The following is a 13692-nucleotide window of genomic DNA, read 5'->3' as shown; positions in this document are numbered from 1 at the left end:
CAGCATCGCAGTGCACCGTCTCATCTGCCGGGACTGGATCAGCCTTCCAGGCTGGCCTGGTCGACGTTGGAATACACGTCCTGCACGTCGTCCAGGTCCTCAAGCATGTCCAGCAGCTTGCGGACCTGCGGCGCGGTGTCCGCGTCCACGACGATGTCGTTCTCCGCGCGGAAAGTGATTTCAGCGTGGTCGCTAGGCAGACCTGCGGCATCCATCGCGTCCTTCACCGACTGGAATGCATCCGGCGCGGTGATCACGTCGATGGAGCCATCTTCCGGATACACCGCAATGTCATCGGCACCCGCCTCGATGGCCGCTTCGGTGATCTTTTCCTCATCGGCACCCGGCGCGTAACTCAGCACGCCCAGACGCTTGAACATGAAAGCCACCGAACCTTCGGTACCCATGTTGCCGCCGCACTTGCTGAAGGCATGGCGCACGTCGGCCACGGTACGCACACGGTTGTCGGTGAGGCAGTCAACAATGACCGCCACGCCGCCCGGGGCGTAACCCTCGTACCGGATCTCCTCGTACTCGACGCCTTCAAGCTCGCCGGTGGCTTTCTTGATGGCGCGCTCGATCACGTCCTTGGACATGTTGGCGCTCAGGCCCTTGTCCATGGCCACGCGCAGCCGTGGGTTGTTGTTTGGGTCGCCTCCACCGCCGCGAGCAGCAACGCTGATCTCACGGATGATCTTGGTGAAAATCTTGCCGCGCTTCGCGTCAGACGCGTTTTTGCGACCTTCGATGGAAGGACCTCTACCCATGGGAATGCCGTACATCTGTCAGGAACAGGACGCGAATTCTACCTGATCCCCCGGCTCGGGCCCGTTACGACGCGCGACGGACCGCCTCGCTCGGAAACCGCCCCTGCCTCAGGAAGGCAGCGGTCAGCCCGGCCACCTCATGGGAAAGCACCAGCCCGCTGTGGCTGGCCGGCACGATGCAGTGGTCGGCCAGGCCGGCCAGGCAGGTTTCGGACAAGGCAACCGTGCCGTCCGAATCGCCATGCAATGCCCCCATCAAGGCGCCCAGCCCATGGGCGACCGAGCCGGCGATCAGGCCCACCTGCGCCGGGCCGCTCCAACCCGGCAACCCATGCTGCAGCAGATCACCGCTACGGCCGAGCGCGGCCGACCAGCCGTGGTCCGCCAGGCTGCGTGCGGTTTCGCTGCCACACAACGGCGACCCCAGGCAGACCACGCGAGGCACCTCCAGCTCCGGCGCCTGGCGCAGCGCCTCCAGCGCGACCAGTCCACCGAGGCTATGCCCCACCAGACTGATCGGCCCGCCGCCGCGCAGACGTTCCAGCAACAGCGGCACGGCAACATCCGGCCCGCCGGAAACACTGGGGTATCCGAAGATTTCGACCTGGAAGCCCTGCGTACGCAGACGCCACGCCAGCGGAATCAGCCACGAGCGGGTGTTCCAGATGCCGTGCAGCAACAGGACGCGGGGATGGCGCTTGGGGGATGGCGACATGGATGCAGTCTGTCTGATGCCGGGGGTGGACGCCAAGCAGAGAATGGTGGGATTGCATTCGCAGCGGAGAGGTGCGAAAAGCTCGCCCTGTCCGCCGGCCCTTCGTTGCACGAAAGGCCGGGAGTGAAAAGCGTCAATGTCCTCGCTCAAGCACATGCCCCGCTCTGCCTTTCGCGTAACGAAGGCAGGGATTGGGGAGAGCGGCTTTCCGCGGGATATGAAGACGGCACAGGGCGCGTTGCGCTTCCTGAGTACCTGCTGCCGAGCATGCCCCGGCAATACAGCTGCCTGGTGCGCCTAACGCGCCTGGGCCGGTCGGCGCAGGATGAACTCTTTGTCACGCACCCGGCCCACCGGGAATTCGTAGGCCCCCACCTGCTCGAAACCATGGCGGCCATAGAAACGCTGGGCGCCGAAGTTCTCCGACCACACGCCAATCCACAGCGCGCCGCCGCGCGACTCCAGCCATTGCAGCGCGGCGGCAAACAACTGCCCGCCCCGGCCACCATTCTGTTGATCACGCAGCACGTACAGACGTTTCAACTCACCGTCACCGGCCTGCACGTCGGCATGCGGCAAGCCGCAGGGGCCGGCGAAAGCGAAGCCCGCCGCCTGCCCGTCCACTTCCAGCAGCCACGCCGCGTATTCGCCCGATTCCAGCTGCTGCCGCTGCAAGGCCACCGGATAAGCACTATCCAGATAGTCGGCCAGATCCTGCGGCGGATACAGATGACCGAACGTCTCCACGAAGGTACGTTCGGCCAACTCGCACAACAGTGCAGCGTCAGTGGGGGTCGCGCGACGGATGTTCATCAGGTCAGGAGTGCGAAAAAGAGGAGGAAGAGGAACAACCACAGCACGGCGCCCTCATCCGCCCTCCGGGCACCTTCTCCCGTAACCGGGAGAAGGGAGCGGCATTCTCACGCCTGGTTGATCCCGGCTCAGTCCTTGGCCTTCGGCCGGACCTGGATATGCACTTCAGCCAGCTGCACATCGGCGATCGGCGACGGGGCGTCGGTCATCAGGCACTGCGCGCCGGTGGTCTTCGGGAACGGGATGACGTCGCGGATGGACTCGGTGCCGGCCATCAGCGCCGCGATACGGTCGATACCGAAGGCGATACCGCCGTGCGGCGGCGCGCCGTAGTTCAGTGCATCCAGCAGGAAGCCGAACTTGGCACGCGCTTCCTCGGCATCGATGCCCAGCAGTTCGAACACCGCGCTCTGCATTTCCGGACGGTGGATACGGATGGAGCCGCCACCGATCTCGTTGCCGTTGAGCACCATGTCGTAACCACGCGACACCGCCGTCTTGGCATGCGCGCGCAGGTCCGCCACATCGTCCACGGCCGGGGCGGTGAAGGGATGGTGCAGGGCCACGTAGCGCTGCGCCTCCTCGTCCCACTCGAACATCGGGAAGTCGGTAACCCACAACGGCGCCCAACCGGCGGCGACCAGGTTGAAGTCCTTGCCGGCCTTCAGGCGCAGCGCACCCATGAAGTCGGACACCTTGCTGTAGCCACCGGCACCGAAGAACACGATGTCGCCGTTGCCGGCACCGACGTGCTTGAGCAGTGCAGCGAAGGCATCTTCCGCGAAGAATTTCTGGATCGGCGAGCTGATCTCACCGTTGTCGCCAAGCTTGATGTAAGCCAAGCCCTTGGCGCCGTACTTGGCGGCGTGGGCGGCGTATTCGTCGATCTGCTTGCGGCTCAGCGACGCACCACCGGGGATGCGCAGTGCGACCACGCGGCCGTCGGCGTCATTGGCAGCAGCGGTGAACACCGGGAACTCGCTGCCCTTGACCAGCTCGGCCACGTCCACCAGCTCCAGCGCGATGCGCAGGTCCGGCTTGTCCGAACCGTAGCGACGCATCGCCTCGGCCCAGGTCATGCGCGGGAACTCGGAGGCCAGTTCGACGTCGACCACTTCCTTGAAGATCGAGCGGATCATGTCCTCGACGAAATCCTGCACGTCACGCTCGCGCACGAACGCGAACTCCATGTCCAGCTGGGTGAATTCCAGCTGGCGGTCGGCGCGCAGCGCTTCGTCACGGAAGCAGCGGGCGATCTGGTAGTAACGGTCGAAGCCGGCCACCATCAGGATCTGCTTGAACAGCTGCGGGCTCTGCGGCAGGGCATAGAACTCGCCCGGGTGCATGCGCGCCGGCACCAGGAAGTCGCGCGCGCCTTCCGGGGTGGCCTTGGTCAGGATCGGGGTTTCGATGTCCTGGAAGCTGCGAGCGTCCAGATGGCGGCGCAGCGCCTGCACCAGCTTGATGCGGGTGCGCTGCATGCGCTGCATTTCCGGGCGGCGCAGGTCCAGGTAGCGGTACTTCAGGCGGGTTTCTTCGCCCGGATTCTCATGCGCGTGGAACGGCAGCGGCGCGGCCTTGTTGAGAATGGTGATGCGCGTGGCGATGACTTCCACCTTGCCACTGCGGATCTTGTCGTTGACCGCATGGCGCGCACGCACCACACCTTCAACCTGCAGCACATCCTCATAACCCAGGCTGGCGGCGACCGCGAACACCTCGGCGTTGTCGGGCTCGACGGTGACCTGGACGATGCCCTCGTGATCGCGCAGATCGATGAAGCAGACGCCGCCGAGGTTACGGGCAACGTCGGTCCAGCCGGCGAGGGTCACGGTTTGGCCGATCAAGGTCTCATCGACCAGGCCGCAGAAATGGGTACGCATGGAAAACTCCGCAGGGGATGCCGACGCACAGGGCGCGCCGGTAAAGGTTTTACGCCAGCCGAAGGCCGGACAAGCCCGGTATTTTGCGGCCGCGCGGGGGCTGGGGCAAATCCTGTGGTCAGTCACGTCGTTTTAAGCGGGATTGATCCTATAGTGCCGCGTCCAAAACCTGAACAGGGCCATCGCCATGAACTGCCGCTTCCTGCTCACCAGCCTGCTGGCCGCGCTGCCGCTGGCCTTGATCATCCCCCCGGCTGCCGCCCAAACCAGCCTCATGGCCCAGGCCGGCACGATCCGCTGCGAAAGCAACAGCAATCGCCAGCAGGTGTGCAATACCGGTTGGCGCGACGCCATTCTGGTGCGCCAGCTGTCCGACACGCGCTGTATCGAAGGCCGCAACTGGGGTACCGGCAACGGCACGATCTGGGTCAACGGCGGTTGCCGTGGCGAATTTGCCCAAGGCCGGGGCAATGCCGTCGGTGGCAACGGCAACAACGGCAACATCCGCTGTGAGAGCAACAGTGGCCGTCAGCAGACCTGCCGCACCGGCTGGCGCCGGGACGCCGTGCTGGTACGCCAGCTCTCCGATACCCGCTGTATCGAGGGCCGCAACTGGGGCAGTGGCAACGGCACGATCTGGGTCAATGGCGGCTGTCGCGGCGAATTCGCCGAAGGCCGCAACGGTGGCAATTGGGGCGGTGGCCCAGGCGGCAACAACGGCACCCTCCGTTGCGAAAGCAACAGCAACCGCCCGCAGACCTGCAACACCGGCTGGCGCAGGGGTGCCGTGCTGGTGCGCCAGCTCTCCGATACCCGCTGCGTTGAAGGTCGCAACTGGCGCAGCGGCAACGGCACGATCTGGGTCAGCGGCGGTTGCCGGGGCGAGTTCGCCGAAGCCCGCAATGGCAGCGGCTGGGGCGGTGGCGGCAATTCCAACTACATCGTCGACTGCGCCAGCGACGGCAATCGCATGCGCTCCTGCGCCTGGGATCGCCGCCAGGGCCGGCCGGTCATCGTCCAGCAACTGTCCAGCACGCAGTGCGTCGAGGGCCGCAACTGGGGTTACAGCGGTAACAGCCTGTGGGTGAACAGCGGTTGCCGCGCGCGCTTCGGTACGCGCTGAGCACGCTGGGACATGAAGCAGAAGGGCGCCTGATCGGCGCCCTTCTTGTTGGTTACTGCGCGCCCCACGGCGCCGGGGGCAACGCCACCGGCTGGCTCAGGTCGAACTCAACCTGGAACAAGCGGCCACCCGGGCGCGAAAGTTCGTAGACGAAACGCTTGCCCTGCTCCACTTCCATGGCCCAGGTGTTGTTGAGCGATGCATTCATGCCTTCGCGCTCGAACATCGCCACGGATTCGGCGTCCACCGGAAACGCCTGACGCGCAGCGGTGCCGGCATCGACCGTGTCGCCGCCATACATCGTCACCGCATCGGGCGTGCCGTCTTCGTGCCGATGGTCGTGCTTCAAACGCAGGCCGTTGCCGGTGCGGCTCAGCACCCAGGTGCGGGAATGATCGTCACCCACATGGAAGGGCACGCGCAGCTCGCGCTCGGGTGCGTCACAGCCCCGCACATGCATCACCAGCGTCTTGCCATCAAAGGCATCCGGCGTGGTCGAGGCCGGCAGGTTGTTGATGATGCGGCCGGCAAATGCCTGGCCGCAGTGGCTGGCCAACGTGGCCATGAACTGGTCGGCCGCAACCGGGCCGACGCTGCCCTGCGCCTCTGCAGGAGTGGAAACAAACGCACCGGCTGCCGCCAACGCACACAACACTAGGGAGAAAGGTCTGTTGTTCATGACCCGACCGTAGCCGCTGGCCCGTCAGCAGGCAAGCCAGCCGAGCAGCAGCGGCCGGGATGTCGCCCCACGACGCCTATGGCAAGGCGACCGGTCGGGGGAGATCAAACGCCACCCGGAACACTCGCCCATCCGGACCCGAAAGCTCAGGCAGGAAACGCTGTTGCGGGTGCAGCTCCACGATCCCACCATTCCCCAGATAGGTCGGCAAACCAAACTCGCTGACATGCGCGCTCAATGCACTGCTGGAAGGCCTTTTTGCGCTCCTACCAAAGTGTTCTCCCACAGCGCGGTCAACGCCGAATCCTTGCCGTAGAGTGCTTCTGCCGATGTCACCACTTGCTGCCAATGCGCTACCGCGTCCGTCGTTGCGCCGCGCGATTCCGCCAACCTCGCTTGCAGAATCTTCTGGTTGATTGCGGCATACGGGCTGCTGGCAACAACCGGCTGCAAGGCAGCCAGGGTTGCCGCTGCATCATCCAGCCGCCCCTTGGCCAACAACCATTCGGCCCAACCCTGGCGGACGCGGATGCCGTTGGCGCTGTCGGCAGGAATGCGCGCCAACCACTGCTGATGGGCATGTTGCACCAGCGCGTCGCCCTCGGCCCTGCCCTGCCGGGTGAGAAACAAACCCAGCTGCAAGGTCGCATCAAGCGTGTCGGGATGGTCTCGGCCAATCGCCGCGGCGCGGGTCGCCAGCATCCGCCGGTAATCCGCTTCAGCGTTGGCGGTATCACCCGTGGCAGCGGCGAGCATGGCGGCGGTTTCCAACATCAACGAGTAGTTGTAGCTGTCCTCGCCCATCACCTGCGCCGACTGTCGCAGTGCGGTGGCGACATACGGCCGCGCGCGCTCGAACTGCCCCTTGCGAATCAACGCCAGCGCCAGGCGGTTGTTCTCGCTGATGAAATAGACGCTGTGCTCGCCAAAAATCTTCGGCGCTCGTGCCAGGTTGGCTTCCAGTGTGGCAATGGCGTCATCCAGATCGCCGCGATCCAGCAGCATCAACGCGCGCTCGGTATTGCTCGACCAGAATTCGTAGGACATCTCGCCGAACATGCGCCTGAACATCGGCGTGGAGCGATCGAATGCCGCCGCCGAGGCCTGCAGGTCACCCCTGCGGCGATACATCATGCCGAGGTTATCCAGAGTGACGCCGATGAACTGATCGCGCCCGGCCAGCTCGTGCCGCTGCAAGGCCTGACGGAAAGCTGCCTCGGCAGCGTCATAACGTTGCTCGGACAACTGCGACAAACCCAGCGAATTGTATGACTGCGCCACACGGAAGCTGTCGGCAGGTTGCTTGCCCAGCAAGGCCAAGGCGCGCTGCGCCAGTCGAGTGCCCTCGGCGCCGTTTCGGTTGTTGGCAAAGCTGCCCGCCATCAGATTGAACAGCTTGGCCGCTTCATCAAGATTGCGGTCACCGCCATTGGCCGCCATCGCTTCGGCCGCTTCCAGCATCAACGGCTCGGCACGCACCAGATCGCCACTGTTGCGGTAGGCCAGGCCGATGGTGCCCTTCAGCCGCGCACGCACGTCGGGGGAAGCATCCAGCTCTTCATCGATTCGGGTGGCGGCGCGTTCCAACACCTCACGGGCCGAAATGCTCTCACCGCCACGCAAGCCCTTCGCGCGGGGATCAGCGGCCTCGAACATCGACACCATGAAAGCACTCACCTGCTCGGCCACCTTGGCTTCGCGCTCTGCGGCACGGTGGGCTTCGGCCAAACGCCACACAAACCAAGCTGCCAGCAGCAACACCGCCAACAACATGCTCACGCCACGCCAGTTGCGACGCAGCCAGCGACCGCCGCGATAGCCGCGTCCACCACCGCGCGCCTGCACGGGACGATGCTGCTGCCAGCGCACGACATCCGCCGCCAGCGCTTCCACCGACGGATAGCGCTGCTCCGGTGGCAAAGCACCGGCGCGCACCACAATGGCATCCAGGTCACCGCGCAGCGCGCGCGCCCAGGTACAGTCCGCGCCCGCCAACGCGCCGGGCGGCGACACGGCCTTGCCTGCATCGCTACTGCCACGCCTGCCGCGCTTGCCAGCCAGCAACTCGGCCAACACCGCACCAAGACTGAACACATCACTGGCAACACCTACGGCATGGCCAGCCTGAAGCTCCGGCGATGCATACGCCGGCGTGAAAAACTGCGCCCGCACCTGACCATCGCCGCCATCGAGCAGGCGCGATACACCGAAGTCCAGCAGCACCGGCTCGCCATCCGCACGCACCAGGATATTGGAAGGCTTGAGATCGCAATGGAGCACCAGCCGTGCGTGCGCGGCCTGCACGGCGCTGCATATCTTCAGGAACAGATCGAGGCGCTGGCGCAAATCCAGTTTGTGCCGCGCGCAGTACACATCCAGCGGCTCGCCATGGATGTATTCCATCACCAGATAGGGATGCCCGCCCGGCGTGGTACCACCGTCATACAAGCGGGCGATGTTGGGATGCTGCAGGCCGGCGAGAATGCGCCGCTCCGCCGCCAGGCGCTCGGACACACGCGGGCCGGGTTCGCCCTGCAGGAACTTGACCGCCACGTCCTGCACATACAGACCATCACCGCGTTCGGCGCGGAACACGATGCCCATGCCACCACTGGCCAGGCGACTGCATAAACGCCATGGGCCAACGGTGTCACCCTCCGTCAGCTCCGATGCCATCGAGGCGGTGAGCAGGTGTTCCAGCGGCGCACGCGCACTGCCAAGATCGCGCGTCTGCGCCTGCAGCAGTTCCAACGTTTCGGCGATGACATGCGGATCGATGCTCCGTCGCGCCAGCTCGGACTGCCATTGCGATGGCTCGAACTCGCACACGGCATCGAAAAGCCTGCGCACCTGCTGCCAGCTGTCACGATCCATCTTTCCCCCTGCTGCGCACGGCGGTGTCGTGTCGCGCTTCCCGGGACGATGATAGCGGGCGTTCTACTGAATTCGACGCGGCCGCGCAGCTGGATCGTCAAGACTGCGCACGACATCGGCATCTCTTACGAGTTCGACATGCATGGCCGCATCAGCGGCCGTGCTCTGCGATGGATTCACCGCCGCGCAAACAGGTGCTGTACCCGTCAACGCAGTCGCGCGCTCGCAAGCTCGCCCACGCGGCGCAGGATGCCATTGCGGCCGTCATCGTCCAGTGGCGAGCCCTGCAGATAGCTGGCCAGCAACCATGGCGTACCGCCTGCTTCGGGCCACAGCACCGCGATGTCGTTGGTGGCGTCCTTGCCATTGCTGCCGGTTTTGTCGCCTACCCGCCAGCCTTGCGGCAGGCCCGCGCGCAGACGCGCGTCGCCGGTTTCGTTGTCGATGAGCCAGTCGGCCAACTGCTGGCGCGAGGCCGGACTGAGCGCATCACCCAGCACGAAACGTTGCAGGTTACCGGCCATCGCTGCCGGGCTGGTGGTGTCGCGCGGGTCGCCTACCGCAAACCGATTAGCGTCCGGCTCATAGCGCGCGGTAACCGTGATCGCATCGCCCTGCGCACGCAGGAACGTGGTGAGTCCGGCGGGCTCACCGACCAGCGGCAGCAGCAGATTGGCAGCGGCGTTGTCGCTGGTGACCATGGTGGTGCGGCACAGGTCACGCACGGTCATGTCTTTGCCGACATGGCGCTCGGTGCCTGGTGAATGATTGATGATGTCCGCAGCGCGCACCGGCACGCGCTGATCCAACGACAACTGGCCATGATCGGCGCGATGCAGCACCGCTGCCGAGAGCAGGAACTTGAAGGTACTGCACATCGGGAAACGCTCATCCATGCGGTGGCCGTAGCGCGCACCGCTGGCGGGGTGCCACAGGCACACCCCCAGACGGCCGCCGCTTTCGGCTTCCAGCGCCGTGAAGTCACGGGCGGTGGGCGCCGCCGCAGTTGCAGCAGCCAGCTGCGCCATGACGGGCATCGCAACCGCGCTGGCCAGGGCAGCACCACCAAACTTCAAGAACTGACGACGGGCAAACATGGGGACGCTCCTTGATTGGGTGAGCCGATTATCGGGAGCCCTGACGAGCGGCTACCAGCGCGAAATTTCAGCGAGAGCCATTAGATAAATTTGCCACTCATACCGATATTCGACCACTTAAGGCGGAATAATGGCTTCGTCCATCACCCTTCGTAATGGCTCAGCATGATCCGCCCCCAACTTCCGCTCAATGCCCTGCGCGCCTTCGAGGCCGCTGCCCGGCACCTGAATTTCACTCGCGCCGCGCTGGAGCTATGCGTCAGCCAAGCGGCGTTGAGCCACCAGATCCGATCATTGGAAGATCGCCTGCAGGTCAGTCTGTTCCATCGCCTGCCGCGCGGGGTGGCGCTCACCGATGAAGGTGCGGCGCTATATCCGGTGCTCACTGAATCGTTTGATCGCATTGCGATCGCGCTGGATCGCTTCACCGGCGGCAGCTTCCGGGACGTGCTTACCGTGGGTGTGGTTGGCACCTTTGCCACCGGCTGGCTGCTGCCCCGGCTGGCGGGTTTCGAAGCGGCACATCCAGACATCGAGCTGCGCCTGCAGACCCACAACAACCGTATCGACCTGGCCGGCGAAGGTCTGGATCTGGCAATTCGTTTTGGCGATGGGGATTGGCAGGGACAGGACTGCACCGCCATCGTCGATGCACCGTTCGCGCCGCTGTGCGCGCCGGCCTTGGCACGCAGGCTCAGGCAGCCACGTGATCTTGGCGCACTGCCGTTGCTACGCTCCTACCGCAATGATGAGTGGCCGCGCTGGCTGCAGGCAGCGGGCGTGGCGGGCGTGGAAGCACGCGGGCCGGTGTTCGATTCGTCACTGGCGCTGGCCAGTGCGGCGACCGGCGGCGCGGGCGTGGCCTTGTTGCCGTTGCGCATGTTCGAGCAGGAACTGGCAGAAGGCCGCCTGCTGCAGCCGTTCGCGCAGACGCTGACGCTGGGGCGCTATTGGCTTACGCGCCTTCGCTCACGCAACGAACGCGAGCCGCTTCGAAGGTTCCGGCAGTGGTTGTTGGCGCAGGAGGGGCTGGGGCTTTAGGGCTACAAGCCTGAAAAGCTACCGCCGCCCTAGCCCCTGCTCCGCACCCCGGCCCTTGCGCTGGCGCAAGGGCGTTCGATGGGCAACGAACCGGGGATTGGTGAACTGCCCTTCTCACCCCACAGGCGGGAGAAGGGTGGATTGTGACGGCCTCATTGACCTCAGTCCTCCAGCATCTCCATCCAGGCCGCTTCGGCCTGTTCCAGCTGCTGCGCGAGCACATCGCGCTCGCCGCCGAGGCGGGTCATCTTGGCGCTGTCAGCGTAGTTGGCCGGGTCGGCGAGCTGGGCATCGACATCGGCCAAGGACGCACCCAGCTGTTCAACCTTCTTCTCGGCCGCTTCCAGCTTGTGCGGGTTGACCGGCTTCTTGCCGGAAGACGGCTTCACCGGCGCAACCACCTGCACCGGCGTGGGCAGTTCAACCTTCTCGGTACGGTCAGCCTTGTTGCGTGAGCCCTGCGCGCTGGCACGAGTGCGCAGCCATGCGGCGTATTCGTCCAGGTCGCCGGCAAACGGTTCAACCACACCATCGGCCACACGCCAGAACGTATCGCAGACCAGGCCGATCAGATGGCGATCGTGCGAGACCATGACGATGGCGCCCTCAAACAGGGCCAACGCTTCGGCCAGTGCTTCGCGCATTTCCAGGTCAAGGTGGTTGGTCGGTTCGTCGAGCAGCAGTACGTTGGGCTGCTGCCAGGCGATCAACGCCAGCGCCAGACGCGCACGCTCACCACCGGAGAAACCATCCACCGGCTCGAACGCGCGATCACCCGGGAAGTTCCACTTGCCGAGGAAATCACGGAAGTTCTGGTTGATGCCGTCCGGGTCCATGTCGCGGAAGTGATCCATCGCCGTGGCGCCTTCGCGCAGCGATTCCACCGTGTGCTGGGCGAAGTAGCCGATCTTCATGTCCGGGTGCGCGTTGCGCTCACCGGTCAAGGGCTGCAGATCGCCCACCAGGGTTTTCACCAGCGTGGTCTTGCCCGCGCCGTTGGGACCGAGCAGGCCCACGCGCTGGCCCGCTTCCAGGCCGAAACCAACATTCTTCAGGATCACCGCATCATCGCCATAACCGGCATTGACGTGGTCCAGACGGATCAACGAGAACGGCAGCTTGGCCGGCGGCGAGAACTCGATGCGGAACTCACGCTCGGCACGCACCGCTTCGGTGCCGGCCATCTTGGCCAGGCGCTTCATGCGGCTCTGCGCCTGCGTGGCCTTGCTCGCCTGCGCCTTGAAGCGGTCGATGAAGCTCTGCAGGTGGGCGCGCTCGGCCTGTTCCTTTTCGTGGGTGATCTGCTGCTGGCGCAGGTGCTCGGCACGCTGGCGCTCGAAGTCGGTGTAACCACCGACGTAAAGCTTGGCGGTGCCGCTGTGCAGGTGCAGCGTGTGCGTGGCGACGTTGTCGAGGAACTCGCGGTCATGCGAGATCAGCAGCAGCGTGCCCGGGTACTTGAGCAACCACTGTTCCAGCCAGTACACCGCGTCCAGATCAAGGTGGTTGGTGGGTTCGTCGAGCAGCAGCAGATCGCTTGGCATCATCAGCGCGCGCGCCAGATTCAGTCGCGCACGCCAGCCGCCGGAGAACGCCGCCACCGGGCGCGAATGGGTATCGGCCGGGAAGCCCAGACCATGCAGCAGCTTGCCGGCGCGGGCCTCGGCGTCATACGCGTTGAGCTCGGCCATTTTCTGGTGGGCGTTGGCAACGGCCTCCCAGTCTTCGCGTGCAGCGGCCGCCGCTTCTTCATTGAGTACGGCTGCTACTTCGTCGTCACCACCAAGCACGTAGTCGATGGCGCGATCCGGCAGCGCCGGGGTCTCCTGGGCAACGTCGGCAATGCGGATCTTGCCCGGCAACGACACGTCGCCCTTGTCGGCTTCCAGCTCACCGCGCACGGCGGCAAACAGGCTGGATTTACCCGCACCGTTACGGCCCACCACGCCCACGCGGTAGCCGGCATGCAGGGTGAGGTCGACATTGGACAACAGCAGGCGCTCGCCCCGGCGAAGGGCGAAATTACGAAGGGCAATCATGAATAGGTCCGTTATAACGAAACGGAATGTGCAAGTGAGCAGCATTCCTGCGACGCGATTCTAGCGTTAACGAATACTTGACTGACTTCCCGCGCGCACAAAACCCCAACGGATTTAGCCGCTGGACATCACTTCTCCTGCCATGGCCCGGTGTTTTCGCGAAAAAATGCTTTCAAAAGCAACAATTTAGCGATGCACTCCCGGTTTGACAGAAAGTAAAATTTCCATTAATCCGTAATGGCGCACCACCGCAACGGCGACCCCTTCCCCCTCGCCAGTGCGCCTTTCCATACCGGAGCTGCAATCTGATGAACCGTTCGTCCAGTACGCTCGCTGTCGCCATTGCCATCGCACTCGCCTCCCCCGCCGTCCCCGCGCTCGCCCAGTCCGGCGCCAAAACCCTAGATACCGTCATCGTCACCGGTACCCGTGTGGCGGACCGCACCGTGGCCGAGTCGCAGTCGCCCATCGACATCATCACCCCCGAAGCGCTGCAGTCCACCGGCACCTCGGAGCTTGCCACAGCACTGTCGCGTGCCCTGCCCTCGCTGAACTTCCCGCGCCCGGCCCTGACCGACGGCACCAGTGGCGTGCGCCCGGCGCAGCTGCGCGGCCTGTCACCGGACCAGGTGCTGGTGCTGGTCAACGGCAAGCGCCGCCA

The 13692-nt window shown here is 64.9% G+C and carries 11 protein-coding genes; 3 read left to right on the top strand and 8 right to left on the bottom strand.

The window, feature by feature from the left end; all coding sequences use genetic code 11:
* Positions 1-38 precede the first annotated feature (38 nt).
* The 4 genes from ABB26_RS05740 to aspS form a co-directional block, all read right to left on the bottom strand.
* Positions 39-767: a YebC/PmpR family DNA-binding transcriptional regulator gene (locus ABB26_RS05740; RefSeq protein ID WP_057632725.1), complete on the bottom strand. Its 729-nt coding sequence runs from the start codon at positions 765-767 to the stop codon at positions 39-41.
* A 64-nt stretch (positions 768-831) separates the two neighbouring features.
* Entirely contained in the window at positions 832-1482 is a 651-nt protein-coding gene (locus tag ABB26_RS05735; protein WP_057632724.1) for an esterase/lipase family protein, read from the bottom strand.
* A 297-nt stretch (positions 1483-1779) separates the two neighbouring features.
* On the bottom strand, positions 1780-2298 hold the full coding sequence (locus ABB26_RS05730; protein ID WP_211261941.1) for a GNAT family N-acetyltransferase: 519 nt from the start codon (positions 2296-2298) through the stop codon (positions 1780-1782).
* 125 nt (positions 2299-2423) lie between these two features.
* The gene (aspS, locus tag ABB26_RS05725) at positions 2424-4178 is read right to left on the bottom strand and encodes an aspartate--tRNA ligase (RefSeq protein ID WP_057632722.1); all 1755 of its coding nucleotides are present in this window, start codon (positions 4176-4178) and stop codon (positions 2424-2426) included.
* 187 nt (positions 4179-4365) lie between these two features.
* Here aspS and ABB26_RS05720 point away from each other — a divergent pair, with 187 nt between their 5' ends.
* Positions 4366-5301, top strand: a complete 936-nt coding sequence (locus ABB26_RS05720) for a DUF3011 domain-containing protein (RefSeq protein ID WP_057632721.1) — start codon at positions 4366-4368, stop codon at positions 5299-5301.
* A 52-nt stretch (positions 5302-5353) separates the two neighbouring features.
* On the opposite strand, the gene ABB26_RS05715 is transcribed toward ABB26_RS05720, so the two are convergent.
* The 3 genes from ABB26_RS05715 to blaCESS form a co-directional block, all read right to left on the bottom strand.
* On the bottom strand, positions 5354-5980 hold the full coding sequence (locus tag ABB26_RS05715; RefSeq protein ID WP_083490701.1) for a hypothetical protein: 627 nt from the start codon (positions 5978-5980) through the stop codon (positions 5354-5356).
* Between the two features lie 234 nt (positions 5981-6214).
* Positions 6215-8854, bottom strand: coding sequence for a serine/threonine-protein kinase (locus ABB26_RS05710; protein ID WP_057632720.1), 2640 nt, complete (start codon positions 8852-8854; stop codon positions 6215-6217).
* Between the two features lie 206 nt (positions 8855-9060).
* On the bottom strand, positions 9061-9951 hold the full coding sequence (gene blaCESS / locus ABB26_RS05705) for a CESS family extended-spectrum class A beta-lactamase (protein ID WP_057632719.1): 891 nt from the start codon (positions 9949-9951) through the stop codon (positions 9061-9063).
* Positions 9952-10116: 165 nt separating this feature from the next.
* On the opposite strand from blaCESS, the gene ABB26_RS05700 reads away from it, so the two are divergent.
* Positions 10117-10992, top strand: coding sequence for a LysR family transcriptional regulator (locus ABB26_RS05700; protein WP_057632718.1), 876 nt, complete (start codon positions 10117-10119; stop codon positions 10990-10992).
* Positions 10993-11153: 161 nt separating this feature from the next.
* On the opposite strand, the gene ABB26_RS05695 is transcribed toward ABB26_RS05700, so the two are convergent.
* Positions 11154-13031 (bottom strand): ABC-F family ATP-binding cassette domain-containing protein, encoded by a 1878-nt coding sequence (locus ABB26_RS05695; protein ID WP_057632717.1) that lies wholly within the window; start codon positions 13029-13031, stop codon positions 11154-11156.
* A gap of 308 nt (positions 13032-13339) precedes the next feature.
* On the opposite strand from ABB26_RS05695, the gene ABB26_RS05690 reads away from it, so the two are divergent.
* On the top strand, positions 13340-13692 hold a 353-nt coding region (locus tag ABB26_RS05690; RefSeq protein WP_057632716.1), incomplete at its 3' end, for a TonB-dependent receptor plug domain-containing protein.

It is taken from the genome of Stenotrophomonas humi, assembly GCF_001431415.1.
Classification (GTDB): domain Bacteria; phylum Pseudomonadota; class Gammaproteobacteria; order Xanthomonadales; family Xanthomonadaceae; genus Stenotrophomonas; species Stenotrophomonas humi.
Note: the sequence above shows the minus strand (reverse complement) of the source record. Positions and strands in the feature narration are given on the sequence as shown.

Bases quoted from the DNA above. Each gene is read 5' to 3' on its own strand.
- ABB26_RS05710 (WP_057632720.1), bottom strand. From the start codon at position 8,854: ATGGATCGTGACAGCTGGCAGCAGGTGCGCAGGCTTTTCGATGCCGTG.
- ABB26_RS05700 (WP_057632718.1), top strand. From the start codon at position 10,117: ATGATCCGCCCCCAACTTCCGCTCAATGCCCTGCGCGCCTTCGAGGCC.
- ABB26_RS05740 (WP_057632725.1), bottom strand. From the start codon at position 767: ATGGGTAGAGGTCCTTCCATCGAAGGTCGCAAAAACGCGTCTGACGCG.
- ABB26_RS05720 (WP_057632721.1), top strand. From the start codon at position 4,366: ATGAACTGCCGCTTCCTGCTCACCAGCCTGCTGGCCGCGCTGCCGCTG.
- aspS (WP_057632722.1), bottom strand. From the start codon at position 4,178: ATGCGTACCCATTTCTGCGGCCTGGTCGATGAGACCTTGATCGGCCAA.
- blaCESS (WP_057632719.1), bottom strand. From the start codon at position 9,951: ATGTTTGCCCGTCGTCAGTTCTTGAAGTTTGGTGGTGCTGCCCTGGCC.
- ABB26_RS05695 (WP_057632717.1), bottom strand. From the start codon at position 13,031: ATGATTGCCCTTCGTAATTTCGCCCTTCGCCGGGGCGAGCGCCTGCTG.
- ABB26_RS05715 (WP_083490701.1), bottom strand. From the start codon at position 5,980: ATGAACAACAGACCTTTCTCCCTAGTGTTGTGTGCGTTGGCGGCAGCC.
- ABB26_RS05735 (WP_057632724.1), bottom strand. From the start codon at position 1,482: ATGTCGCCATCCCCCAAGCGCCATCCCCGCGTCCTGTTGCTGCACGGC.